The sequence below is a fragment of the Pseudomonas sp. GW821-FHT02C04 genome, assembly GCF_059421845.1.
The window spans coordinates 325,044-349,232 of sequence record NZ_JBWKVT010000005.1 but is presented as its reverse complement, the minus strand read 5'-3'; the positions used below and the strand labels follow the sequence as shown (position 1 = coordinate 349,232).

At 60.0% G+C, this 24,189-nt stretch carries 19 protein-coding genes; 7 read left to right on the top strand and 12 right to left on the bottom strand.

Annotated elements, in window-relative coordinates; genetic code table 11:
* Positions 1 to 36: 36 nt before the first annotated feature.
* Positions 37 to 1,362 carry an MFS transporter gene (locus AC07VV_RS20260; RefSeq protein WP_495037280.1) on the bottom strand — a complete coding sequence of 442 codons (1,326 nt, stop codon included), beginning with the start codon at positions 1,360 to 1,362 and terminating at the stop codon, positions 37 to 39.
* A gap of 289 nt (positions 1,363 to 1,651) precedes the next feature.
* On the opposite strand from AC07VV_RS20260, the gene AC07VV_RS20255 reads away from it, so the two are divergent.
* The gene (locus AC07VV_RS20255; protein ID WP_495037279.1) at positions 1,652 to 2,524 is read left to right on the top strand and encodes a LysR family transcriptional regulator; all 873 of its coding nucleotides are present in this window, start codon (positions 1,652 to 1,654) and stop codon (positions 2,522 to 2,524) included.
* Between the two features lie 84 nt (positions 2,525 to 2,608).
* Here AC07VV_RS20255 and AC07VV_RS20250 read toward each other — a convergent pair whose 3' ends face one another.
* Positions 2,609 to 3,469: a LysR substrate-binding domain-containing protein gene (locus AC07VV_RS20250; protein WP_495037278.1), complete on the bottom strand. Its 861-nt coding sequence runs from the start codon at positions 3,467 to 3,469 to the stop codon at positions 2,609 to 2,611.
* Between the two features lie 113 nt (positions 3,470 to 3,582).
* On the opposite strand from AC07VV_RS20250, the gene AC07VV_RS20245 reads away from it, so the two are divergent.
* From AC07VV_RS20245 to AC07VV_RS20235, 3 genes are all read left to right on the top strand, one after another.
* Entirely contained in the window at positions 3,583 to 4,692 is a 1,110-nt protein-coding gene (locus tag AC07VV_RS20245; protein ID WP_495037277.1) for a 2-aminoethylphosphonate--pyruvate transaminase, read from the top strand.
* Positions 4,693 to 4,749: 57 nt separating this feature from the next.
* Positions 4,750 to 5,577: a phosphonoacetaldehyde hydrolase gene (gene phnX / locus AC07VV_RS20240; RefSeq protein ID WP_495037276.1), complete on the top strand. Its 828-nt coding sequence runs from the start codon at positions 4,750 to 4,752 to the stop codon at positions 5,575 to 5,577.
* Between the two features lie 190 nt (positions 5,578 to 5,767).
* Positions 5,768 to 6,322, top strand: coding sequence for a cytochrome b (locus AC07VV_RS20235; protein WP_096822327.1), 555 nt, complete (start codon positions 5,768 to 5,770; stop codon positions 6,320 to 6,322).
* On the opposite strand, the gene AC07VV_RS20230 is transcribed toward AC07VV_RS20235, so the two are convergent.
* Complete coding sequence (locus tag AC07VV_RS20230) at positions 6,319 to 7,227, bottom strand: 1-aminocyclopropane-1-carboxylate deaminase/D-cysteine desulfhydrase (protein ID WP_495037275.1); 909 nt, start codon at positions 7,225 to 7,227, stop codon at positions 6,319 to 6,321. The two genes, AC07VV_RS20235 and AC07VV_RS20230, sit on opposite strands and share 4 nt — an antisense overlap.
* A 41-nt stretch (positions 7,228 to 7,268) precedes the next feature.
* Positions 7,269 to 9,305, bottom strand: a complete 2,037-nt coding sequence (locus AC07VV_RS20225; RefSeq protein WP_495037274.1) for a 2,4-dienoyl-CoA reductase FMN-binding domain-containing protein — start codon at positions 9,303 to 9,305, stop codon at positions 7,269 to 7,271.
* A 205-nt stretch (positions 9,306 to 9,510) separates the two neighbouring features.
* Here AC07VV_RS20225 and AC07VV_RS20220 point away from each other — a divergent pair, with 205 nt between their 5' ends.
* Both AC07VV_RS20220 and AC07VV_RS20215 read left to right on the top strand, forming a co-directional pair.
* Positions 9,511 to 10,641 (top strand): nitrilase-related carbon-nitrogen hydrolase, encoded by a 1,131-nt coding sequence (locus AC07VV_RS20220; protein ID WP_495037273.1) that lies wholly within the window; start codon positions 9,511 to 9,513, stop codon positions 10,639 to 10,641.
* A 3-nt stretch (positions 10,642 to 10,644) separates the two neighbouring features.
* Positions 10,645 to 11,685: an AraC family transcriptional regulator gene (locus AC07VV_RS20215; protein WP_495037272.1), complete on the top strand. Its 1,041-nt coding sequence runs from the start codon at positions 10,645 to 10,647 to the stop codon at positions 11,683 to 11,685.
* 327 nt (positions 11,686 to 12,012) lie between these two features.
* Here the strand turns inward: AC07VV_RS20215 and AC07VV_RS20210 are convergent, their stop codons facing one another.
* Positions 12,013 to 12,885 (bottom strand): DUF2242 domain-containing protein, encoded by an 873-nt coding sequence (locus AC07VV_RS20210; protein WP_495037271.1) that lies wholly within the window; start codon positions 12,883 to 12,885, stop codon positions 12,013 to 12,015.
* Positions 12,886 to 12,977: 92 nt separating this feature from the next.
* Entirely contained in the window at positions 12,978 to 13,877 is a 900-nt protein-coding gene (locus AC07VV_RS20205; protein WP_495037270.1) for a LysR family transcriptional regulator, read from the bottom strand.
* Between the two features lie 120 nt (positions 13,878 to 13,997).
* Here AC07VV_RS20205 and AC07VV_RS20200 point away from each other — a divergent pair, with 120 nt between their 5' ends.
* A complete protein-coding gene (locus AC07VV_RS20200; RefSeq protein WP_495037269.1) occupies positions 13,998 to 15,203 on the top strand; it encodes an MFS transporter in 1,206 nt (401 codons plus the stop codon).
* Positions 15,204 to 15,262: 59 nt separating this feature from the next.
* Here AC07VV_RS20200 and AC07VV_RS20195 read toward each other — a convergent pair whose 3' ends face one another.
* The 6 genes from AC07VV_RS20195 to tig form a co-directional block, all read right to left on the bottom strand.
* Entirely contained in the window at positions 15,263 to 17,134 is a 1,872-nt protein-coding gene (locus AC07VV_RS20195; protein ID WP_495037268.1) for a SurA N-terminal domain-containing protein, read from the bottom strand.
* 233 nt (positions 17,135 to 17,367) lie between these two features.
* Entirely contained in the window at positions 17,368 to 17,640 is a 273-nt protein-coding gene (locus AC07VV_RS20190) for an HU family DNA-binding protein (RefSeq protein ID WP_096822334.1), read from the bottom strand.
* A 148-nt stretch (positions 17,641 to 17,788) separates the two neighbouring features.
* Positions 17,789 to 20,185, bottom strand: a complete 2,397-nt coding sequence (lon, locus tag AC07VV_RS20185; RefSeq protein ID WP_249487053.1) for an endopeptidase La — start codon at positions 20,183 to 20,185, stop codon at positions 17,789 to 17,791.
* A 162-nt stretch (positions 20,186 to 20,347) separates the two neighbouring features.
* The gene (clpX, locus tag AC07VV_RS20180; protein ID WP_007951558.1) at positions 20,348 to 21,631 is read right to left on the bottom strand and encodes an ATP-dependent Clp protease ATP-binding subunit ClpX; all 1,284 of its coding nucleotides are present in this window, start codon (positions 21,629 to 21,631) and stop codon (positions 20,348 to 20,350) included.
* Between the two features lie 112 nt (positions 21,632 to 21,743).
* Positions 21,744 to 22,379, bottom strand: a complete 636-nt coding sequence (gene clpP, locus AC07VV_RS20175) for an ATP-dependent Clp endopeptidase proteolytic subunit ClpP (protein ID WP_007951559.1) — start codon at positions 22,377 to 22,379, stop codon at positions 21,744 to 21,746.
* Positions 22,380 to 22,471: 92 nt separating this feature from the next.
* Positions 22,472 to 23,782, bottom strand: a complete 1,311-nt coding sequence (gene tig, locus AC07VV_RS20170) for a trigger factor (RefSeq protein ID WP_495037267.1) — start codon at positions 23,780 to 23,782, stop codon at positions 22,472 to 22,474.
* Positions 23,783 to 24,189 lie beyond the last annotated feature (407 nt).

The window sequence follows — 24,189 nt, the reverse complement described above, 5'->3', positions numbered from 1 at the left end:
CCGCGAATGCCGCAGCAGGCCGCGTGGCAAAGGTTTTCAGTTACGCAGGGGTTTGATGGTCAGGGCGCGATTGGGCACAGAGGCACGAGGTTCCATGACGCCGACAGGGCGACTGTTCCAGTGTGGAATCAGCACCAGCGCCGAGAACAGCGCACAACCGGCGAACACGATGAACACCGTCACCGAGTCGAAGTAGCCCGGCAGCAAACCACCGAGCACCGCACCGACCGAGCCGCAGCCGTTGACGAATCCGGCCGCCGTGGCGCCGGCCTTGGCCTTGCCGAAGTCGATGGCGGCCGCACCGCTGATCATCGAGTCCGGGCCGTACAGGGTCAGGCCCATCACGAACAGCAGCGCCACCACCAGCATCACGCTGCCGGTGTGCAAGGCGCCCATGAACAGCGCCAAGGTTACGGTCAGCGCCAGCAGACTCAGTACGCAGGCCGGCATGCGTCGGGCGCCGAACAGTTTGTCCGACGCCATGCCGATCATGATCGGGCCTAAAAGACCTGCCAGTTCAAACGAGGTCGGAATGATCGCCGCACCGACCTTGCCCACGGTGGGCATCTGCTCGAAGACGATCACCGGGCCCCACAACAGAATCGCGTAGCGCGCGGGTTTCAGCAGAAAGTACGCCAGCCCCAGCACCAGCACCGTGCGGTTACGGAGGATTTCCTTGAGCGGTTCCCAGACGCTGAGTTTGCTGTTGGCTTCGGCTTCCTCGGCACTGATGACCGGCTCCGGTTCCACCGCCGGCAGGCCGACATCCTCCGGTTTGTTGCGCTGAAAGATGAAGAACAACACCGCCACCGCCGCGACCACCGCCGCACTGGAAATGAACGCCGCGTGCCAGGTGCCGACCAGCGTGTACGCCCACCAACCCGCGAACGGTGATGCCACCAATCCGCCGAAGGCGTAGCAGGAACTCCATAACCCGAGCACTCGCCCGCGCTGTTCGGAGGGGAAGAAACTGCCGAGGTTCTTGCACAACCCCGACCATCCGGTGGACTGCGCCAGCCCCTGAATCAGCATGCAGGTGGCGAAGATCGGCAGGGTCGCGAAACTGCCCATCACCAATGCCGCAGCGGCGGAAATCAACAAGCCGCCGAGGACCACGACCCTTGGGCCGAAGCGGTCGGCGAGCATGCCCCAGGTGAACTGGCCGATGGCGTAGGCCGCCAGATAAATCGCGTCGAGGTTGGCCATGGCCATTTTGTCGAGCATGAAGGTGGGGTCTTCGGCGATGCCCAGTTTGGCCACCGAAAAGGCTTTGCGGGTGAAATAGAACGCGGCGTAAGCGAGCCAGGTGACAGCGAAGATCTGCATGCGCCAACGCGCAATGGTGCCGATGTGCTTGTTCATTGTGGTTCTGACCTCAGGGTGTGAGTGTGCCGGCAGAATCGATGAGTAAACGCCTGTGTTTTTTATTGTTGAGCACTGCGATATCACCCCGTCCCTATGGTGATATCGGTCAGATGAGTCCTGGTGTTGCACGCACAGGCTCATGGCCAGCGTCGCTGCCCGACCGGGCAGTCAGCGTTGGCGTGAGCGGATCAAAGCAATTACTGTTTAATAAATAAAATCGATTTATCGTATTTCACACATAAGCTCAGCTTGTTACTAAACTCCGCCTGTAAATAAGGAGCCAGCGATGTCTGTTTCCCACGCACAGCTCAAAGCCTTTCACGCCGTGGCCGTACACGGAAGCTTCACCAGAGCCGCCGAGCGGCTTTATCTGACGCAACCGGCGATTTCCGATCAGGTGCGCAAACTCGAAGAACGCTTCGGCGTGTTGCTGTTCCATCGCAACAAGCGCTCGGTGCGTTTGACGGATCTGGGCGAACGCTTGCTGGCGATCACTCAGCGCCTGTTCGTGGTCGAGGCTGAAGCCCAGGAGTTGCTGCAGGAATCCCAGGCCTTGCAGACCGGCAGCCTGATTCTCGCGGTGGATGCGCCCGTGCACGTGCTGCCGCAGATTGCCCGGTTTTGTGAGCGCTATCCGGGGATCAGCGTGAAGATCGAAACCGGCAACACCGATGAATCGCTGTTTCGCCTGTTCAACTATCAAGCCGATCTGGCGTTGCTCGGGCGCGATGTCAGCGATGAACGCCTGTTGTGCGTGCCGCTGCGCAACGATCCGATGGTGGCGTTCGTCTCGCGCCATCATCCGTGGGCCGAGCGCGAGTCGATCTGCCTGGAAGATCTCGACGACACGCCGCTGGTGCTGCGCGAACACGGCTCGGTGACCCGCCAGACCCTGGAAGAAGAAATGGCCCGCGCCGGTTTCCGCATCCGCCCGGCGATTCAAGTCGAAGGCCGGGAAGCCGCGCGGGAAGCGGTGGTCGTGGGAATTGGCGTGGGGGTGGTGTCGGCGGCGGAGTTTGGTGCGGACTCACGGGTCTGCGCGCTGCCGATCACTGATTGCACCCGCCGTTTGACCGAGACATTGGTGTGCCTGCGGGAGCAGAGTTCGCGTCGGGTGGTGGCGACGTTTCTCGAGATGGTGCGCGAAAGCCTCGCCTAGATCGTTCCCACGCTCCGCGTGGGACGCGGAGCGTCCCGGGCTGCATTCCCACGCAGAGCGCGGGAACGATCATTGGGGGAGCGATCAGGTGGGGGCCAATCCGAAAAACGCCTGAATCAAGCGCAACTCCCGCCGCCGCTCCACACAGCCGATCATGTGCCGGTTCACCAGCCCGTCTCCGGCAATGGGAATCGCGACGACACGGGGGTCATGGCTGACCTCCACCGATGACACCACCCCAACCCCCAACTCAGCCGCCACCGCTTCCGTCACCGCCTCACGGCTGTCCAGTTCCAGCAACACCCGTGGACTGACCGACGCCTGTGCACAGGCCTGATCGAAGGTGCGCCGGGTAATCGAACTCGGCTCTCGCAAGACCATGATCACCTGGTCCAGCTCCTTGAGCCTGACTTCGCCGCTGCGAGTCGCCCACGGATGCGCGGCCGGCACCAGTGCGCAGATCCGCGATTCGCTCAGCGCTTGCAGGTGCAGGCCCTTGCGCGGCTCGACTTCGGTCAGCACCGCCACGTCGGCATGCTCGGACAACAACGCCGCCAGAGTCTCTTGGGCATTGCCCAACCGCAAATTCACCGTGATCCCCGGATACCTCGCCCGCAAGCTCGCAAGCATCGGCATGACCATGTGCGGGCCGTCCGCCGCCACCTCAAGACGTCCGGTCAGCAACTGCCGATTGGCTTCGAGCAGCGCCTGGGCCTCTTCGGCCATGCCGAACATCGCCCGGGTGATCGCCGCCAGTTTGGTGCCCTCCTCCGTCAGCTCGACTCTGCGCGCCGTCCGTCGCAACAGCGTGATCTGGTAATGCTCCTCCAGCGCCTTGATGTGCCCGGTGACCGCTGGCTGGCTGATGAACAGGCGTGCGGCGGCACGGGTGAAGCTGCCTTCCCGGGCCACGGCGTCGAAGGCGCGGAGCTGGAACAGGTTCATGAATAACCCTCACTGATGGCTGGCATAACAACAAACAATTTGATTGATGATCCGCCGAATTGCAACGTATGCCCCGTAGCTTCATCCCACAGCGCTATCGCGAGGACACACGAATGAGTACTGCCGCCCCCATCCTGCTCACTCCCGGCCCGTTGACCACCTCGGCCCGCACCCGCCAGGCGATGATGGTCGACTGGGGTTCATGGGATGACCGCTTCAATCAATTGACCGCCAGCCTGTGCGAGCAACTGCTGGCCATCCTCAACGGCGCCGACAGCCACCACTGCGTACCTTTGCAGGGCAGCGGCACCTTCGCTGTCGAAGCCGCCATCGGCACCCTCGTCCCCCGCGACGGCAAGGTGCTGGTGCTGATCAACGGCGCCTACGGCAAGCGTCTGGCGAAAATCTGCGAAGTGCTGGGCCGCTCGTTCAGCACCTTTGAAACCGCTGAAGATGAACCCACCACCGCCGCCGACGTCGACCGCCTGCTGCGCGCCGACAGCGGCATTACCCACGTCGCGCTGATCCACTGCGAAACCAGCACCGGCATCCTCAATCCACTGCCGGAAATCGCCCAGGTCGTCGAGCAACACGGCAAACGCCTGATCATCGATGCCATGAGCTCTTTCGGCGCGCTCCCGGTGGATGCGCAAAAAGTCCCGTTCGATGCCCTGATCGCCGCCTCCGGCAAATGCCTGGAAGGCGTGCCGGGCATGGGCTTCGTGTTTGCCCGCAAGGAATCCCTGGCCGCAGCCGCCGGCAACTCCCATTCACTGGCGATGGACCTGTTCGACCAGCACAGCTACATGCAGAAGACCGGCCAATGGCGCTTCACCCCGCCGACCCACGTGGTCGCGGCGCTGCACGAAGCCCTGCTGCAATACAACGAGGAAGGTGGCTTGCCGGCACGGCACGCGCGTTACGCCGCCAACTGCCAGGCACTGATGGAAGAGATGGGCAAACTCGGCCTGCGCAGCTTCCTGCCCGCCGCCATCCAGGCACCGATCATCGCAACCTTCCACGCACCGAAAGATCCGCGCTACCAGTTCAAGGACTTCTATGAACGGGTCAAGGCCAAGGGTTACATCCTCTACCCCGGCAAGCTGACCCAGGTCGAAACCTTCCGCGTTGGCTGTATCGGCCACGTCACCCCGGCGCAGATGCGCGAAGCCGTCGCGGCGGTGGGCGAAGTGCTACGCGAGATGGAAGTGCTCGACATCTGATTCACCCGGCCCGCTCCCTCATTTGAATTGCATTGCCAACACAGGATTCTGACCAGCATGAACTACAACAACCCAAGCAAGCTGCAAGCCGCCATCCTCGACTGGGCCGGTACCGTCGTCGACTTCGGTTCTTTCGCCCCGACCCAGATCTTTGTCGAAGCCTTCGCCGAATTCGATGTCCAGGTTTCCATTGAAGAAGCCCGGGGCCCGATGGGCATGGGCAAGTGGGATCACATCCGCACCCTGTGCGACCAGCCGCAGGTTGCCGAGCGCTATCGCAAGGCGTTCGGCCGCACCCCGACCGATGACGACGTCACCGCGATCTACAATCGTTTCATGCCGCTGCAGATCGAGAAAATCGCCGAGCACTCGGCGCTGATTCCCGGCGCACTGGAGACCATCGCCAACCTGCGTCAGCAAGGGATCAAGATCGGTTCCTGCTCCGGTTATCCGAAGCAAGTGATGGACAAGGTCGTGGAGCTGGCCGCCATCAACGGCTACATCGCCGACCACGTCGTGGCCACCGACGAAGTGCCGAACGGCCGCCCATGGCCGGCCCAGGCCCTGGCCAACGTGATTGCGCTGGGCATCGACGATGTCGCCGCCTGCGTGAAAATCGACGACACCGTGCCGGGGATTCTTGAAGGTCGTCGCGCCGGGATGTGGACCGTGGCGCTGATCTGCTCCGGCAACGCTTTGGGCCTGGATTACGAAGGTTACCGCGCACTGGGCAGCGACGCGCTGGCCAGCGAACGCAAGCGCATTCACGCGCTGTTCGAAGGTTCGCGTCCGCACTACATGATCGACACCATCACCGATCTGCCGGAAGTGATCGCCGACATCAACAAGCGTCTGGCCAACGGTGAAATGCCGCAAAGCAGCTGATAACGCAGCCTGCGGCAAACAGAAACGCCAGTGTCTGCGCGACACTGGCGTTTTTTTATGGGCAAACCCCTGATTTCGCGCAATGAAAGAGTTTTTAGACACGCGCAAATCGGCCAAAGCGGATTACAGTTAAAGCATGCCGTCGCTCAAGAACGGCACGTTTCGACCCTGATCCGTGAGGAAATACCGTATGCCGTGGACAAGTTCCGAATCACGCTACAGCACCGTGTCAGTCCTGTTGCACTGGTTGATGCTGGTGTTGTTGGTGCTGGTGTATGCCAGCATGGAATTGCGAGGCATCTTTCCCAAGGGCAGTGGTGGCCGCTCGCTGATCCGTGAAGCGCATTACATGCTCGGCCTGACCGTGTTCGTGCTGGTGTGGTTTCGCCTGCTGGCCCGCAGCATCGGCCCGGCACCGAAGATCTTCCCGGCTTCACCGCAATGGCAGACCGCACTGGCCCGACTGATGCACTGGGCGCTGTACCTGTTCATGATCAGCATGCCGATCCTCGGCTGGCTGATCACCAGCGCCGAAGGTCATCAAGTGATGTTCTACGGTTTCGACCTGCCGTTGCTGGTGCAAGAGGACAAAGCCTTCGCCAAGCAGGTTGAACACTGGCACGTGTTGATCGGCAACATCGGCTACTGGCTGATCGGCCTGCACGCGCTGGCAGGGCTGTATCACCATTACGTGGTGGGCGACAACACACTGCTGCGGATGATGCCCAAGCGCAACCAGGTTTAGCCGTCGAATCCACGCCGGCCCTGCAAGCCGCCGGTGTGGACGAAGATCAGTCGCGTTCCACGGGCAAAGCGGCCCGCCTCGATCTGCTGTTTGAGCGCCAGCAAGGCCTTGCCGGTGTACAGCGGTTCGAGGGGAATGCCGCTGGCCTGTTCAGCCTGTGCGATGAACTCAAGCAACGTCGCATCGACTTTGGCGAAACCGCCACGGCTGGCGTCGATCAGCTCGTAGCCTGCGATGTCACCGACAATCGCTTCGACGTTGGCCGCGACGCCGTGATCGTCGGGCACGGCCATCGCGCCATACACCAGATGTTCACCGGCCTCCGCCAACACCAATCCCGCGAGCGTGGTGCCAGTGCCGCACGCCAGCCACCAACCGTCATGGTCGTCCCAGCCGAACTTGCCCAGTTGCGAACTGACCTGATCCTTGAGTGATGCGCAACCCTGTGCGCCCGGTAATCCCCCGCCACCTTCGGGCACCGGATGCAGCGTCGGATATTGCGCCAGCCACGGCTGCCAGAACCCCGGCTCATGCCGCGCCCGGTAGCCACCAAAACCGAGCCAGTGCAGTTGCATGCCGAAGTCCTGCAGATCCCTGACCGTCGGCGTGTCCTGCGGATGCCCGCGCAGCAGGCCGACCGTTGTGAATCCCAGGCGTTTGCCCGCAGCAGCCAGTGCATGCAGATGATTGGAGTGCGCACCGCCCAGGCTGATGATGCCTTCGGCACCCGCACGGTCGGCGGCTTTGAGATGTTCGACGAGTTTGAACCACTTGTTGCCGCTGATCAGCGGATCGATCCGGTCGAGACGCAGAATCGCGACTTCAATGCCGGCGGCAGTGAGCCAGTCCAGATGAAGGGGGTCGAGGGGGGCTGGGGCCAGCCAGTCGGTGGGAGGCAGAAACATGAAGGCCGGCTCTGTGCAAAGAGCCGGCATTCTAGGGTGGATCAGAGCTCGGCGGCCAGACGCGAACCCTGATTGATCGCGCGTTTGGCATCCAGCTCGGCCGCCACATCGGCGCCGCCGATCAGGTGCACGTTCTGCCCGGCTGCCACCAGCCCTTCTTGCAGCTCACGCAGCGGATCCTGGCCGGCGCAGATGACGATGTTGTCCACCGGCAGCACTTGCGGTTCGCCGGTTTCGCCGATGCGGATGTGCAGGCCTTCGTCGTCGATCTTCAGGTACTCGACGCTGTTGAGCATCTGCACCTGCTTGTTCTTCAGACCGGTGCGGTGAATCCAGCCGGTGGTCTTGCCCAGACCGTCGCCGACCTTGGACTTCTTGCGTTGCAGCAGGAACACGTCACGGGCCGGCGCATGCGGCGCAGCCTTGATCCCGGCCACGCCACCACGGGCTTCAAGGTTTGTGTCGATGCCCCACTCTTTCCAGAATGCAGCGCGATCCTGACTGGTGGCCACACCTTCATGGACGAGGAATTCCGAGACGTCGAAACCGATACCGCCCGCGCCGATCACCGCCACCCGCTTGCCGACCGGTTTGCGCTCGAGCAGCACATCCAGATAGCTCAGCACTTTGGCATTCTCGACACCCGGAATCGCCGGCAGACGCGGTGCAATACCGGTCGCCAGGATGACTTCGTCGTAACCGCCTTCTACCAGTTTCGCCACGTCGACACGGGTGTTCAAGCACACCTCGACGTTGGTGGTCTGCAATTTGCGTTTGAAGTAGCGCAGGGTTTCGTAGAACTCTTCCTTGCCCGGCACACGTTTGGCGACGTTGAACTGGCCACCGATTTCGCTGGCCGAATCGAACAGCGTCACCTGATGTCCGCGCTCAGCGGCAACAGTGGCGGCGGACAGACCGGCAGGGCCGGCACCGACCACGGCGATCTTCTTGATCTGCTTGACCGGCAGGTAGTTGAGCTCGGTCTCGTGGCAGGCACGCGGGTTGACCAGGCAACTGGTGAGCTTGCCGCCGAAGGTATGATCGAGGCAGGCCTGGTTGCAGCCGATGCAGGTGTTGATTTCGTCGGCGCGGCCTTCAGCGGCCTTGTTGACGAAATCCGGGTCGGCGAGGAACGGCCGCGCCATCGACACCATGTCAGCATCGCCTTCGGCGAGGATCTGCTCGGCGACTTCCGGGGTGTTGATGCGGTTGGTGGTGATCAGCGGAATATTAACCGAGCCACGCAGCTTGGCCGTGACCTTGCTGAACGCCGCACGCGGCACTTTGGTGGCGATGGTCGGGATCCGCGCTTCGTGCCAGCCGATGCCGGTGTTGATGATGGTCGCGCCGGCCTGCTCGATGGCTTTGGCCAGGGTGACGATTTCTTCCCAGGTGCTGCCGCCTTCCACCAGGTCGAGCATCGACAGGCGGAAGATGATGATGAAGTTTGGACCCACCGCTTCACGCACCCGGCGAACGATTTCCACCGGCAGGCGCATGCGGTTTTCGTAGCTGCCGCCCCAGCGGTCGGTACGGTGGTTGGTGTGGGCCGCGAGGAACTGGTTGATGAAGTAGCCTTCGGAACCCATGATTTCCACGCCGTCGTATTCGGCGGTCTGGGCCAGTACCGAGCAGGTGACGAAATCGCTGATCTGTTTCTCGATGCCTTCCTCGTCCAGTTCTTTGGGCTTGAACGGGTTGATCGGTGCCTGGATTGCACTCGGTGCGACCTGTTTCGGGCTGTAGGCATAACGGCCGGCGTGGAGGATCTGCATGCAAATCTTGCCGCCCGCTTCGTGCACGGCACGCGTCACGATGCGGTGCTTGAGCGCTTCTTCTTCGGTGGTCAGCTTGGCCGCGCCGGAATACACGCCGCCCTCGTCGTTCGGACCGATACCGCCGGTCACCATCAGGCCAACGCCGCCACGGGCGCGTTCGGCGAAGTACGCCGCCATCCGCTCGAAGCCACCTGGCTTCTCTTCAAGACCGGTGTGCATCGAACCCATCAGGGTGCGGTTGCGCAACGTGGTGAATCCCAGGTCCAGCGGGGCCAGCAGGTGCGGGTAAGTGGCGGTCATCGGTAACTCCACAGCGAGCGATCACGGAAAATGCGGGAGCTCTGCGTCCCCCGTCAGTCATGTTCGACAGACTAAGAGTCGCATCGCTGTCACTCAATGACCGTAACTGACAAGTTATTGATCCAAATGCGCAGTGCCCCTTGGCAAGCGCAGGCATGGGCCCTACCCTAGTCGCACACCCTGTACCCGGCTGTTGTTGGATTTCATGCGCAAACTTCTGTACCTGACCTTTTCCATGGCGCTGGTCGCCGCGCTCACCTTTTACGCCATGTGGGCGGCTGACCGCCCGGCCGGTCATTACCTGTCGGACCTGCGGATCAAACTGGCGGTCGATCAAGGCACCCGAGCCGACCGTGGCAACCTGCTGGGGATTCAGCCGGAACTGTTCCCCACCGACTACCAAAGCTCCGAACGCCTGCACCGCAAGCTCGCCGCTTATTTGCAGCAGGCGCAGGATCAGGGTTTGCTCAATGAAAAAACCATCGTGGTGTTGCCCGAGCATGTCGGCACGTGGCTGATGATCAGCGGCGAGAAAGACGAGCTGTACCAGGCCCCCACCCTCGCCGAAGCGATGAACTGGCTGGCCGCCAGCAACCCGTTGCAATTCGCCCGCGCCTGGCTCACCGCCAAGGGCAGCAGCCGTCTGGATGACGCCCACTTGCGGATGAAATCCCGAGACATGGCCAAGGACTATCAGTTGCTGTTCGGCGGTCTGGCCAGGGAATTCCACATCACCCTGGTCGCCGGCTCAATCGTGCTGCCGGAACCGAACATCATCGACGGTCGGCTCAAGGTCGGCAGTGGCGCGCTGTACAACACCAGCGTGGTGTTCGGTCGTGACGGCGCCCCGCTCGGTCAGCCACAGCGGCAGATGCGCCCGATCTTCGATCAGGATGACACGACGCCATCCAACGATGTCTCCCGGATCAATGTGATCGAAACCCCGGCCGGGCGCCTCGGCGTGCTGATCGGCAACGACAGCTGGTATCCGGACAACTATCGCAGACTCGACGAGCAAGGCGCGCAACTGATTGCGGTGCCCGCGTTCGTCATCGGTCATGGCGTGTGGGATCTGCCTTGGCAGGGCTACAGAGGTTTGAACGTGCCAGATTCGGTCAGCCTCAAACCGGGAGAGGTCAGCGAAGGCCAGGCCTGGCACCGCTTGACCCTGACGGCACAACCACCGGGCAGCCGGGCGATTGCCGGCATGAGCGTGTTCCTGCGCGGGCAGTTCTGGGACAAGCCGAGCTCCGGGCAGAGCTTCCTCAGCAGCAACGGCCAGCAGTTCGCCGACGGTGAAGCCCGTGGCGCGCGCTTGCTGAACCTCTGGTTGTAAACCATGAAGCCGCTGCCGATGCGCCTCGGGGATCTGTCAGTAGGCTTCGTCCATAGCCTCGCCGATGCCGTGCGCAGCCATGACGCCGATCCGCAGCCGTTGCTCGAACAATATGGACTCGACAATGCGCGTCTGGCCGAGGCCGGGGCACGCCTGTCGATCCCGCGCTACATGCGCCTGGGTCACGGCGCAATTCAATTGACCGGCGATCCGGCACTCGGTTTGCGCATGGGCCAGCTCAGTCGTCTGAGCCAGGCGGGATTGGCCGGCGTCACCGCCGCCCAAGCGCCGACCGTGCGCGAAGCCGCCCGCTGCCTGACTCGCTTCGAACCCTTGTACGGTTCCAATTATCGCGGCCAGTCGAGTTTCCACGAGGACGCCAGCGGAGCCTGGCTGCGCTTCTATTCAATCAGCCCGTACAACGCCTACAACCGCTTTGTGGTGGATTCGATCATCGCTGGCTGGCTGCATCAGTTGTCCAGCGTCAGCCCCGAACCGCTGCGCGCCGAACGGATCGAGATCGAATTCGACACCCCGGATTATCGCGACGCCTACGCCGTACTCGGCGACTGCCCGATCCAGTTTGGCGCCGAACACAATCAACTGCGCCTGAGCCTCACCAGCCTGGCAGCACGCAACCCGGAGCATTGCCCCAGCACCTGGAAGCATCTGCTGCAACTGTGTGAACGGGAGCTGGAACAATTGACGCGAACCCGCAGCCTGCGTGAACGCATCACGCAATTGCTCGGGCCGTTGCTCAATGGTGGTCGCGAACCCGACCTTGAAGAAGTGGCGGCGCGCCTGAAGCTGCCGACCTGGACGTTGCGGCGAAAACTGGCCGAAGAAGGCACACAGTTTCGCGCAATCCTCAACGACACTCGCCGTGATCTGGCGATGACCTACATCCGCGACACTGAACTGGCGTTCGGTGAAATCGCCTACCTGCTGGGTTTTGCCTCGGCCGAAGCTTTCCAGCGTGCCTTTAAGCGCTGGAATGGCCAGACACCGGGCGAGTTCCGCCGCAGTCACCGCAAGACCGGCTGAGGTTGCAGCAGAAGCCTCAGAGCTCGGTGGCGTCTTCCGCAGGCTCCGGTGAATCCAGTTCGTAGGCCTGGAATTCGAGCAGTTCTTCTTGATAGTCATCCATCGTGCAATCCCCCTACCTGCTTTGCTGAAATGGCCTGGAGCAAATGACCAGTGCCTCGAGCATAAAGTGCCCGTATGAAGGAAAAATGAAACGCGGCCTTCATGAAATAAACGTAGCAGGCGGTCGGGGATTTATCGCGGGGATATTTTCAGAATGTGTGAAGCGACATTTCAGTTCACACAGAAATCGAAGCGGGAGCGACGTTGCGTCGCTCCCGCAACCGGTCAATGCCCGGTTGGCATTGCCGGGATCGGCTCGGACGGAGGCGGCAGATCCGTCGGATTGGCCGGTGGCGTGATGACTTCCGTTCCCGGCGCTGCTGCTGGAACCAGCTCCGAACCTGGTGCCGGGGTGATCGGTGCTGCTTCAGCCGGTGGAACGACCGGCTCTGAACTGACCGGAGCCGGCTCTGCGGGGGCCGGGGTTGCAGCAGGTGCAGCGGCTGGAGCTGGAGCCGGGGTCGGCGCAGGTTCAGCCGCTGGCGTCGGCGCCAATGGGGCCGGCGCGGCCTTGGGTTCCGGCACGCCCAGATCGGCTTTCGGCTTCTCGGTGATGTGCGCAGCCTTCTTCGCATCCGCCGGCAGGAACAGCTCCACCAGGGTGAAGAAGCGCTCGTAGAACTTCTGCGAGGACACGGTTTCGCTGGCCACCTTGACCATCGAGTCGTCAGAGGAGCCGATCGGCATCGACACCGAGCCCAACACGCCAACCCCAAGGCTGGCCGAGTTGTTGGTCTTCTTCAGCGCGTAGCGGTCCTGCAAGGCGTTGGCGAATACCGTGGCGTGGTGGCCAGCGCTACCGTCATCGGCACACACGACGTTGAAGCTGATCTCCAGGTGGGTTTCACCGGTCTGCTGGAAACTCTTGTGTCCGCTGACCAGTTTCGGGTCGCTGCTGGTGATGATGTAGCCCTGGCTGAGCAACGCCCGGCGAGCCGCTTCGCAACTGGCGGTGTCGGTGACCGGGTAATTGCGCGAAAAGGTGCCGGAGTCGTCGAAGTTCTCATGCTCGTAGATAGGCTTGTCCTTGGAGCAGCCGGCAGCGGCGGTCAGCAACAACGCCAACCCGATGAAACGCACGGGAATAGAATTCAACATTAAACATCCTGAGGGAAAACGGTCCGGGGCGTATTGTGCAACATATCGCTGCCCCGCGGCGTACGGATTAGTGTCTTAAAACAGTTACAACTCTACTGACCATCGGCGACAGGAAAAAGTCGCGTCGACAAATGATCGACGAACACCCGCAATTTGGCGGTTGCATGGCGACTTGATGGCCACAGCACCCAGAATTGCCCGACATGCTCCAGATGTTCATCCAGCACCCGTTGCAGGCACCCCTGCCTTTGCGCCTCATGGGTCATGAAGTCTGGCAGGCAAGCGATGCCCATGCCGGCCAGTGCTGCATGGCTCACGGCTTCTATCGACGTGCTGACCAGCCGGGTCGGCAAGGTCGGCTCGGGAACCCCCTCCTCGCGCTTAAGCGGCCAGGGCTCCAGTTTGCCCGTGGCGTGAAACGTATGGCGCAAACAGGCGTGCTCCGTCAGATCGGCAGGGATCAGCGGCACACCTCGCTCGCGCAGATACGCGGGGCTCGCCACCAGCACCATGTGAAACTCCCCCAGCGGCCGGGCCATGAGTCGGGAGTCCCGAGGTTTGCCCGTGCGGATGACGGCATCGAAACCTTCTTCAACCACGTCGACCATGCGATCGGTCAGATCCAGATCCAACTCGATCTGCGGGTACAGCGCCATGAATTCGTTCATGACCGGCATCACCAGTTCATGAACCTGGGGCAAGCTGACCCTCAGCTTGCCATGAGGCGCCGCAGCGGCGTCGCACAACTCGAACTCAGCCGCTTCGACCTCGGCGAGAATCTTGCGACAACGGTCGAGAAACAGCGCTCCTTCGCTGGTCAGCGTGATGCTGCGGGTCGTGCGATGGAACAACCTCACCCCTAGCCGTGCTTCCAGACGCGCGATGCTCTTGCCCACCGCCGACGATGACACGCCCTGCAAGCGGCCCGCCTCGGTAAAGCTGCGGGTTTCCGCCACCTGCACGAACATCGAAATACTGCCCAGGCTGTCCATTCCCCCCCCCGATTCACGACATTCTTGTCCGAGATGTTCGGAACCCTAACCTGTTTTTCCCGAATGCGCAGCGCCCTACCCTGTGGTCTTCATCTCTCTCGGCAAAATGGATGCAGGCTCATGAACGATGCGCAACTCACTTCTGCAACGCTTGCCAATGCAGAAGAACCCGCAGAACGATTACCCTTGGGTGCCTTGCTCGCACTGGCCACCGCCGGGTTCATTACCGTACTGACCGAAGCCATGCCCGCCGGTTTGTTACCGCAGATGAGCGCAGGTCTGGACGTCTCTCAAGCACTGATCGGGCAATTGGTCACGCTGTACGCCGTAGGATCGATGCTGGCGGCCATTCCGCTCACCATCGCCACCCGAGGCTGGCGTCGCCGACCGCTGCTGTTATCGGCGATTGGCGGCTTTGCCATCGCCAACAGCATCACCGCGTTGTCAGAGTTGTACTGGCTGACCTTGATTGCACGTTTTATTGCCGGCGTGTTTGCCGGGCTGCTCTGGGCGTTGCTGGCGGGGTATGCGAGCCGCATGGTCGCACCGCATCTGCAGGGCCGCGCCATTACCGTGGCCATGCTCGGCGCCCCTCTCGCGTTGTCGCTCGGCATACCGGCCGGCACGCTGCTGGGCACGGTGGTCGGCTGGCGGCTTAGCTTCGCAATCATGACCGCAATGACCTTGCTGCTGGTGATCTGGGTACGCTGGCAGGTGCCGGACTTTGCCGGTGAACGCGCCGGAAAACGCCTGCCACTGCGTCAGGTGTTTACCTTGCCTGGCGTGCGATCGGTGCTGTTCGTGACGCTGTCCTACGTGGTCGCTCACAACCTTCTGTACACCTACATCGCACCGTTTCTGGAGCCGTCCGGACTGGGCGGCGAGATCGATCGGGTATTGCTGGTGTTCGGTCTTGCCTCCGTCGTGAGCCTGTGGATCGTCGGCAGTCTGATCGATCGCTGGTTGCGTCAGCTGGTGTTGATCAGCACTGCATTGTTCATGCTTTCAGCAATCACCCTGGCCCTGTGGCGCGAGTCGCCGGGCGTGGTCTACGCCGCCACTGCCGTGTGGGGCCTCGCTTTCGGGGCAATGCCGTCACTGTTACAGACGGCCTCGGCGAAAACCGCGAAGGACGCTGCCGACACTGCGCAATCGATGCTGGTGACCTTATGGAATGTCGGCATTGCCGGTGGCGGGCTGGCGGGTGGCCTGTTGTTGGCGAATCCGGGCGTCAGTGCCTTTCCCTGGATCGTGGCGGGCTTGTTGATTATGACCTTCTGGGCGACCGTGAACGCCCGGCACCACGGCTTTCCACGCACTGAATAGCGGGCAAAAAAAAGCCCCGGACTTTCATCCGGGGCTCGTTTTTATCGCTCAGTCAAACATCAGAAACGCTTGATGTCCGCTTCGCTTTCCAGCTGCTTGCGGTACGCCGCGAAGTCCTGCTGGCCTTCACGCGAGGCGAGGAAGCGACGGTATTGCGCTTTCTCTTCGTCGGTCGGCGCAGCGGCTTCGTTCACAGCGTTCAGGCGCACGATGGTCAGGCTGCCATCAGGCAGTGTCACGCTGCTGAAAGTCGGCTTGTCCTTGCCTGCCGGTTTCGGCATGCGGAACAGAGCTTGCAGCACGGCTGGATCAACACCTTCCTGGGCGCGGGTGGCCGCCTGGGTGGCTTTCCAGTTCTGACCGTCGATGGCTTTGTCCAGCGGAGTCTTGCCATCACGCAGGCTGGCGATCAGTTGCTCGGCCTTGGTCTTGGCAGCAGCGCTGGCGTGCTCTTTGGCCAACTGAGTGCGAATGGCGGTGGCCACGGCTTCCAGCGGCAGTTGCGCAGGCTTCAGGTGCTCCTTGGCGCGCAGCACGATCACGGTTTCCGGATCCAGCTCGATGGCGGTGCTGTTGGCACCCTCTTCCAGCACTTCGGTGCTGAACGCGGCAGTCACCACGGCGCGGTTGGCTGCAACACCTTCGCCACCTTCACGGCCGAACGGCTTGGAGGTGTGCACGGTCAGTTTCAGATCCTGCGCCGGCTGAGCCAGGTCAGACGATTCGAAAGAAGAGTCTTCCAGTTGCTTGGTCGCCTCGACGAAACGCTGCTCGACCTGCTGGGTTTTCAGCTCGCGGGTCAGCTTGTCTTTCAGGCTGGCGAAGGTCGGAACTTCCGGTGCTTCGACGCCCAGCAGCTTGATCAGGTGGAAACCGAAGTCGGTGCGAACCGGCTCGGACACTTGATCCTTGTTCAACGAGTACAGGGCCTTCTCGAAGGCTGGGTCGTAGACGCCAGGACCGGCATAACCCAGGTCGCCGCCATTGTTGGCCGAACCCGGATCCTGCGAGAACTCCTTGGCCAGCGCTTCGAACTTCTCGCCCTTGGCCAGACGGGCCTGAACGTCTTCGATCTTCGCCTTGGCCTGGGCCTCGGTGGTCTTGTCGTTCACTTCGATCAGAATGTGCGCCGCACGACGCTGTTCCGACAGGTTGGCAATCTCTTTCTGATACGCCGCCTGCAGGTCTTCGTCCTTGACGGCGACCTGATCGAAGAACGAAGCCTTCTTCAGCTCGAGGTAATCGATAACCACCTGATCCGGGGTCATGAATTCCTTGGCGTGCTCGTCGTAGTAAGCCTTGACCTCATCGTCGGTCAGCTTCACGGCGGCCGGGTCAGCCTTGATGCTCAGCGAGGCGAAGTCACGGGTCTGTTTTTCCAGACGGGCGAAGGCCAGCACTTGAGCGTCAGTCACGAAACCGCTGCCCGCCACACCGGCGCGCAGTTGGCCGATCAGCATTTCCTGAGCCAGCATCTGGCGGAATTGCATGCGGCTGTAGCCCAGTTGACGGATCACTTGGTCGAAACGGTCGGAACTGAACTTGCCGTCAACCTGGAATTCAGGTGTTTGCAGGATCACTTGGTCCAGCGCCGCTTCGGAGAAAGCGAACTTCGATTTTTCTGCGCCTTGCAGCAGCAGCTTGCGATCGATCAGACCCTTGAGGGCCGATTCGCGCAGCATTTTTTCGTCGAGCAAGGAAGCATCGAAGTCCTTGCCCAGCTGTTGCATCACCTGACGGCGTTGCATATCAACGGCCTGGCTCAGCTCGTTCTGGCTGATTTCTTCACCATTGACCTTGGCCGCCTCGTTGGTATGAGTCGTGGCCTTGAAAATGGCGTCGAAACCGGTCAGAGCCATCAGTGCAACGATGACCCCGATAATGGTCTTGGCAATCCAGCCTTGTGAATTGTCCCTGATATTCTGCAGCATGCGTCCCCCAGAAACGGTTGAACTTCAAAAATTAGGCAACCGTGGAGCGTGGGTAGAATCCGGATAGAAGAAAGGCGCATCCGAGGATGCGCCTTCTCGTAACTGGCGGAGCGGACAGGGCTCGAACCCTCGATCCCGGTGTAGCAGGCAATTATTCCAAACCGCCTGCTCTACCGCTCCGCTGCCAGGTCAGGCATGACCCCGACCCGGATGGGTAAAAACCTGAATCAAACTTAGTTGACGGCTTCTTTCAGGGCTTTACCGGCTTTGAAACCTGGCTTTTTGGCAGCAGCGATTTCCAGAGTCTTACCGGTCTGTGGGTTACGACCAACGCGAGCTGGACGATCAGTTACGGAGAAAGTACCGAAACCAACCAGAACTACGGAGTCGCCAGCCTTGAGAGCGCCAGTGACGGATTCGATTACAGCGTCCAGCGCACGGCCAGCAGCAGCTTTCGGGATATCAGCGGATGCAGCGATAGCATCAATCAGTTCCGACTTGTTCACTCTAAGTCCCCTTATATCTATTTGAGTATGATTCTAAGTTTTTTGGTGAAAGCAAAAACGAGTGCTGAATGGCCTACAGACACTTAAGAGCCGCTTTATAACAAGGGCTCTAAAAAGCTGTCAAGGAAGCCCCCCAGGCAAAAGCGTATTAATGCGTGCTAATTCTTTCCTTAGAGTCAGACTCACGTTTTTCGTCCTTGGCAACTATCTCCGGAGCCACATCCGGCAAGGGCTCCGGCGCGTATTGCAGCGCAATTTGCAGGACCTCGTCAATCCATTTAACCGGTTTGATCTGCAGATCCTGCTTGATATTGTCAGGAATCTCCTTCAGATCGCGCACGTTCTCTTCCGGAATAATCACTGTCTTGATTCCGCCACGGTGAGCGGCCAGCAGTTTTTCCTTCAGACCGCCAATGGCGAGGACTTGACCACGCAGGGTGATCTCGCCGGTCATGGCGACATCGGCACGCACAGGAATACCCGTCAAAGCCGACACCAGCGCAGTACACATGCCTACACCGGCGCTTGGGCCGTCTTTCGGCGTAGCACCTTCCGGCATGTGGATGTGGGTGTCGCGCTTCTCGTGGAAGTCCAGGGGAATGCCCAGGCTCTTGGCACGGCTGCGCACCACGGTCAGGGCCGCAGTGATCGATTCGACCATTACGTCACCCAGCGAACCGGTCTTGATCAGTTGCCCTTTGCCCGGCACTACAGCCGCTTCGATGGTGAGCAATTCACCGCCGACCTGAGTCCACGCCAGGCCGGTCACCTGACCGATCTGATCCTGTTGCTCGGCCAGACCGTAGCGGAATTTGCGGACACCGAGGAAGTGTTCCAGCAGATCAGCTGTCACTTTCACCGAGAAGCGTTTTTCCAGTGCATGCTCTTTGACCGCCTTGCGGCAGACCTTGGCAATCTGCCGCTCGAGGCCACGCACACCGGCTTCACGGGTGTAGTAACGGATGATGTCGCGGATCGCTTCTTCGTCGAATTCCAGCTCGCCTTTCTTCAGGCCGTTGGCGGCAATCTGCTTTGGCGACAGGTATTTGACGGCGATGTTGATCTTTTCGTCTTCGGTGTAGCCCGGCAGACGGATCACTTCCATCCGGTCGAGCAGCGCCGGCGGAATGTTCATCGAGTTCGAGGTGCACAGGAACATCACATCCGACAGGTCGTAATCGACTTCCAGATAGTGATCGTTGAAGTTGTGGTTCTGCTCCGGATCGAGCACTTCCAGCAACGCCGACGCCGGATCGCCACGCATGTCGCTGCCCATTTTGTCGATTTCATCGAGCAGGAACAGCGGGTTGCGGACGCCCACCTTTGTCATCTTTTGAATCAATCTTCCTGGCATCGAACCGATGTAAGTCCGACGGTGACCACGGATCTCCGCTTCGTCACGCACGCCGCCGAGGGCCATGCGCACGAATTTACGGTTGGTGGCGTGGGCAATCGACTCCGCCAGCGAGGTTTTACCCACGCCCGGAGGACCGACCAGGCACAACACCGGGCCACGAATCTTCTTCACGCGCTTCTGCACGGCGAGGTATTCAAGGATGCGTTCCTTGACCTCTTCGAGGCCGTAGTGATCGGCGTCGAGAATGTCTTCGGCACGGGCCAGGTCCAGACGCACCTTGCTCTGAGCCTTCCAAGGCACCTGCACCAGCCAGTCGATGTAGGAACGCACGACGGTGGCTTCAGCCGACATCGGCGACATCTGCTTGAGTTTGTTCAGCTCGGCAGTGGCTTTGGCCAGGGCGTCTTTCGGCAGGCCAGCGGCATCGATTCGCTTTTTCAGGTCTTCGATTTCGTTGTGGCCTTCGTCGCTGTCGCCGAGCTCTTTCTGAATGGCCTTCATCTGCTCATTCAGGTAGTACTCGCGCTGACTGCGCTCCATTTGCTTCTTGACGCGACCACGGATGCGTTTTTCGACCTGCAGCAGATCGATTTCAGCGTCCAGCAACGCCAGGACGTGCTCGACGCGGGCCGGCAAGTCGATGATTTCGAGGATTTCCTGCTTCTGCTCGATTTTCAGCGCCATGTGCGCGGCCATGGTGTCTACCAGACGGCCAGGCTCATCAATGCTGTTGAGCGACGACAGGACTTCAGCCGGGACTTTCTTGCCCAACTGAACATATTGTTCGAACTGCGACAGCAGCGTGCGCACGAAGACTTCGGACTCGCGCTCGGCAGCGTCGACTTCATCGATCAACGACACTTCGGCACGGCAGTGGCCGTCGACTTCGCTGAAACGCTCGACAGCGCCACGCTGCTCGCCCTCAACCAGAACCTTGACGGTGCCGTCAGGCAGCTTGAGCAGCTGCAGAACGGTGGCAATGGTACCAACGCGATACAGAGCGTCTTCTCCGGGATCGTCGTCAGCCGGGTTTCTTTGGGCCAGCAGCAGGATCTGCTTGTCGCCCGTCATCGCGGCCTCGAGGGCTTCGATGGATTTCTCGCGCCCCACGAACAGCGGGATAACCATGTGCGGATACACAACGACATCACGCAATGGCAGGAGAGGCAATTCGATGGTGGTCTTCATGATTTCGCCTCTACGGCGGCCATATGGCCGTAATCAGATGGAATTAAGCTTGAAACCAAGATGGGGGCTGCTTCCAAAAAAAACAAGCGCTATGAGGACGTTAAAATTTCTTAAAAAAAAAGAGGCCCGAAGGCCCCTTCTTTATTCCAGCAGACTGGACGCTTAGGCGTCCGGCGCTGCCTTGGCAGCCGGCTCACTGTTTTCGTAGATATACAGTGGCTTGGACTTGCCTTCGATCACGCTTTCATCGATCACGACTTTGCTCACCTCGGACTGCGAGGGGATTTCATACATCGTGTCGAGCAGCACACCTTCGAGAATCGAACGCAGGCCACGGGCACCGGTTTTACGTTCCAGGGCACGTTTGGCGACCGATTTCAGTGCGTCGGAACGGAATTCCAGATCCACGCCTTCCATCTCGAACAGCTTGGCGTACTGTTTGGTCAGGGCATTTTTCGGCTCGGTGAGAATCTGCATCAAAGCAGCCTCATCCAGCTCGTCCAGCGTCGCGAGGACCGGCAGACGACCGACGAATTCCGGGATCAGACCGAACTTGACCAGATCGTCAGGCTCGACTTCACGCAGGGATTCACCGACTTTCTTGCCTTCTTCCTTGCTGCGCACTTCTGCGTTGAAACCGATGCCACCTTTGGTGGAACGGTTTTGAATCACTTTCTCCAGACCGGAGAACGCACCACCGCAGATGAACAGGATGTTACGGGTGTCGACCTGCAGGAATTCCTGCTGCGGATGCTTGCGACCACCTTGCGGCGGAACGGAAGCGACCGTGCCTTCGATCAACTTGAGCAAGGCCTGCTGCACGCCTTCACCGGAAACGTCCCGGGTGATCGACGGGTTGTCGGACTTGCGCGAAATCTTGTCGATTTCATCGATGTAGACAATGCCCATCTGGGCCTTTTCCACGTCGTAATCACACTTCTGCAGCAGCTTCTGAATGATGTTCTCGACGTCTTCACCCACATAACCCGCCTCGGTGAGGGTGGTTGCGTCGGCGATGGTGAACGGAACGTTCAGCAAGCGGGCCAAAGTTTCGGCCAGCAGGGTTTTACCGGAGCCTGTCGGGCCGATCAGCAGGATGTTGCTCTTGCCGAGTTCGACGTCGTCAGCCTTTTTGTCACGTTGATTCAGACGCTTGTAGTGGTTGTACACCGCTACCGCCAGAACCTTCTTTGCACGCTCCTGACCGATTACGTACTGGTCAAGGATGCCGCTGATTTCTTTAGGCGAAGGCAATTTATGCGCGCTGCTTTCGGCCTGTGCTTCCTGCACCTCCTCACGGATGATGTCATTGCACAGGTCGACGCACTCGTCGCAGATAAAGACCGAGGGGCCGGCAATCAATTTGCGCACTTCATGCTGGCTTTTGCCACAGAAGGAGCAATAGAGCAGCTTGCCGTTGTCCTCGCCGTTGCGGGTGTCAGTCATTCGTTCGATCCAAATCCGATAGGCTTGCAACACAAGATGAAGGCTATTGCGGGCTTTTTCAAGCCCGCCGCTGATCGGACCAGCCGACCAGGCCTATTTCGAGCTGCTTATTTTAAGCTGGACGCTGGTTGATCACTTCGTCGATCAAGCCATATTCCTTCGCAGCTTCTGCACTCATGAAGTTGTCGCGGTTGGTATCGCGCTCGATTTCTTCCAGAGTGCGACCGCTGTGCTTGGCCATCAGCGTGTTGAGGCGCTCGCGGATGAAGAGGATTTCCTTGGCGTGGATTTCGATATCCGACGCCTGGCCCTGGAAACCGCCCAGTGGCTGGTGAATCATCACACGCGAGTTCGGCAGGCAGAAGCGCTTGCCTGGAGCACCTGCGGTCAGCAGGAATGCGCCCATGCTGCACGCCTGACCGATGCAGGTGGTCGACACGTTTGGCTTGATGAACTGCATGGTGTCGTAGATCGACATGCCCGCTGTCACCGAACCGCCCGGGGAGTTGATATAAAGATGGATGTCCTTGTCCGGGTTTTCCGCTTCAAGGAACAGCAATTGCGCACAGATCAGGTTGGCCATGTAGTCCTCTACCGGACCTACCAGAAAGATCACTCGCTCCTTCAGAAGACGCGAGTAGATGTCATAGGCGCGCTCGCCACGAGCGGACTGCTCGACAACCATCGGGACCAGGCCGCCGGCGGCCTGGATATCAGAGTTCTGCTGAATATACGAATTTCGGAACATGCTCTGCAGTCACTCCCAAATAGTTATGTCTTGAATACGCATAAGCCAGCTCGAAAGCTGGCTTATGGTGTGTGCTTCTAACGCAAAAACAATCAGTCGGCTTTTGGAGCTTCTACCGGCTTGACTGCTTCTTCGTAAGAGACCGATTTGTCGGTCACACTGGCTTTCTGCAGAACAGTATCCACAACTTGTTCTTCCAGCACAACCGAACGGACTTCGTTCAGTTGCTGCTCGTTCTTGTAGTACCAGGACACAACCTGCTCAGGCTCTTGGTAAGCCGAAGCCATTTCCTGAATCATTTCACGAACGCGGGCTTCGTCTGGCTTCAGGTCGAATTGCTTGACCACTTCAGCCACGATCAGACCCAGGACAACGCGGCGTTTGGCTTGTTCTTCGAACAGCTCGGCCGGCAGTTGGTCAGGCTTGATGTTGCCGCCGAACTGCTGAACAGCCTGCACGCGCAGACGATCAACTTCGTTGGACAGCAGAGCCTTTGGCACTTCGATCGGGTTGGTGGCCAGCAGACCGTCCATTACCTGATTCTTGACCTTGGATTTGATCGCCTGACGCAGCTCACGCTCCATGTTCTTGCGAACTTCGGTGCGGAAGCCGTCGATGCCGCTTTCCTTGATACCGAACTGGGCGAAGAACTCTTCGTTCAGCTCTGGCAGTTTTGGCTCGGAAACGGTGTTGACGGTCACGGTGAACTCGGCGGTTTTGCCAGCCAGGTCCAGGTTCTGATAGTCCTCTGGGAAGGTCAGGTTCAGAACGCGCTCTTCGCCGGCTTTAGCGCCGACCAGGCCTTCTTCGAAGCCTGGGATCATGCGGCCGGAGCCCAGCACCAGCTGAGTGCCCTTGGCGGAACCGCCAGCGAACACTTCGCCGTCAACCTTGCCAACGAAATCGATGTTCAGTTGGTCTTCGTTCTGGGCAGCGCGATCGGCCACTTCGAAACGGGTATTCTGCTTGCGCAGGATGTCCAGCATCTTGTCCAGATCGGCGTCAGCCACGTCAGCGCTCAGACGCTCAACGGCGATGCCTTCGAAGCCGGCAACGGTGAACTCTGGGAACACTTCGAATACGGCTACGTATTCCAGGTCCTTGCCAGCTTCGAGCGACTTAGGCTCGATCGACGGCGAACCGGCCGGGTTCAGCTTCTGCTCAACCACAGCTTCATAGAAGGAGGACTGGATCACGTCGCCGATCGCTTCCTGGCGCGCATCAGCACCGAAACGGCGCTTGATTTCGCTCATTGGCACTTTGCCTGGACGGAAGCCAGCAATCTTGGCCTTTTGGGCAGTCTGCTGCAGACGCTTGTTGACCTGAGTCTCGATGCGCTCAGCCGGCACGGTGATGCTCATGCGGCGCTCAAGAGCAGTAGTATTTTCAACAGAAACTTGCATGGATATTCCTCGTTGCACAGACGTTAGCCGGCCGTTTCCGACCCAAGAATCAAGGGCATGCATTCTAGTGGGTCAAACTCAAGAAGTCACCCTACTGAAAACGGGTAAAAAAACAGCAGGCAATTTGAAGGCGGGGACAAACGGTTGCGCCTCGCCCTGTTAGCAAATACAGCCAATCAAGCCAGGGCTCTGCGCCAACCTCTTCTATATATAGAGGCGGTTGAATCATCTCCCTGACAGCCAACCTCGCAAGCAAGGTCGGCGGGCAGCGCAGCATCATCGAGCAACATTAATACGACGAAGCCCCCTGCCCTGCGACCCGAAACCGGCAGTCGCCAGAAACTCGAATTCCTAAAACAAAAAAGGCGCCAGACTGTTAAATCTGGCGCCTTTCGAAATATGGGGTG

Bases quoted from the DNA above. Each gene is read 5' to 3' on its own strand.
- AC07VV_RS20220 (WP_495037273.1), top strand. From the start codon at position 9,511: ATGCGCAAACTTCTGTACCTGACCTTTTCCATGGCGCTGGTCGCCGCG.
- AC07VV_RS20215 (WP_495037272.1), top strand. From the start codon at position 10,645: ATGAAGCCGCTGCCGATGCGCCTCGGGGATCTGTCAGTAGGCTTCGTC.
- AC07VV_RS20210 (WP_495037271.1), bottom strand. From the start codon at position 12,885: ATGTTGAATTCTATTCCCGTGCGTTTCATCGGGTTGGCGTTGTTGCTG.
- AC07VV_RS20250 (WP_495037278.1), bottom strand. From the start codon at position 3,469: ATGAACCTGTTCCAGCTCCGCGCCTTCGACGCCGTGGCCCGGGAAGGC.
- tig (WP_495037267.1), bottom strand. From the start codon at position 23,782: ATGCAAGTTTCTGTTGAAAATACTACTGCTCTTGAGCGCCGCATGAGC.
- AC07VV_RS20260 (WP_495037280.1), bottom strand. From the start codon at position 1,362: ATGAACAAGCACATCGGCACCATTGCGCGTTGGCGCATGCAGATCTTC.
- AC07VV_RS20245 (WP_495037277.1), top strand. From the start codon at position 3,583: ATGAGTACTGCCGCCCCCATCCTGCTCACTCCCGGCCCGTTGACCACC.
- AC07VV_RS20205 (WP_495037270.1), bottom strand. From the start codon at position 13,877: ATGGACAGCCTGGGCAGTATTTCGATGTTCGTGCAGGTGGCGGAAACC.
- AC07VV_RS20195 (WP_495037268.1), bottom strand. From the start codon at position 17,134: ATGCTGCAGAATATCAGGGACAATTCACAAGGCTGGATTGCCAAGACC.
- AC07VV_RS20225 (WP_495037274.1), bottom strand. From the start codon at position 9,305: ATGACCGCCACTTACCCGCACCTGCTGGCCCCGCTGGACCTGGGATTC.
- clpP (WP_007951559.1), bottom strand. From the start codon at position 22,379: ATGTTCCGAAATTCGTATATTCAGCAGAACTCTGATATCCAGGCCGCC.
- AC07VV_RS20235 (WP_096822327.1), top strand. From the start codon at position 5,768: ATGCCGTGGACAAGTTCCGAATCACGCTACAGCACCGTGTCAGTCCTG.
- AC07VV_RS20255 (WP_495037279.1), top strand. From the start codon at position 1,652: ATGTCTGTTTCCCACGCACAGCTCAAAGCCTTTCACGCCGTGGCCGTA.
- clpX (WP_007951558.1), bottom strand. From the start codon at position 21,631: ATGACTGACACCCGCAACGGCGAGGACAACGGCAAGCTGCTCTATTGC.
- phnX (WP_495037276.1), top strand. From the start codon at position 4,750: ATGAACTACAACAACCCAAGCAAGCTGCAAGCCGCCATCCTCGACTGG.
- lon (WP_249487053.1), bottom strand. From the start codon at position 20,185: ATGAAGACCACCATCGAATTGCCTCTCCTGCCATTGCGTGATGTCGTT.
- AC07VV_RS20200 (WP_495037269.1), top strand. From the start codon at position 13,998: ATGAACGATGCGCAACTCACTTCTGCAACGCTTGCCAATGCAGAAGAA.
- AC07VV_RS20230 (WP_495037275.1), bottom strand. From the start codon at position 7,227: ATGTTTCTGCCTCCCACCGACTGGCTGGCCCCAGCCCCCCTCGACCCC.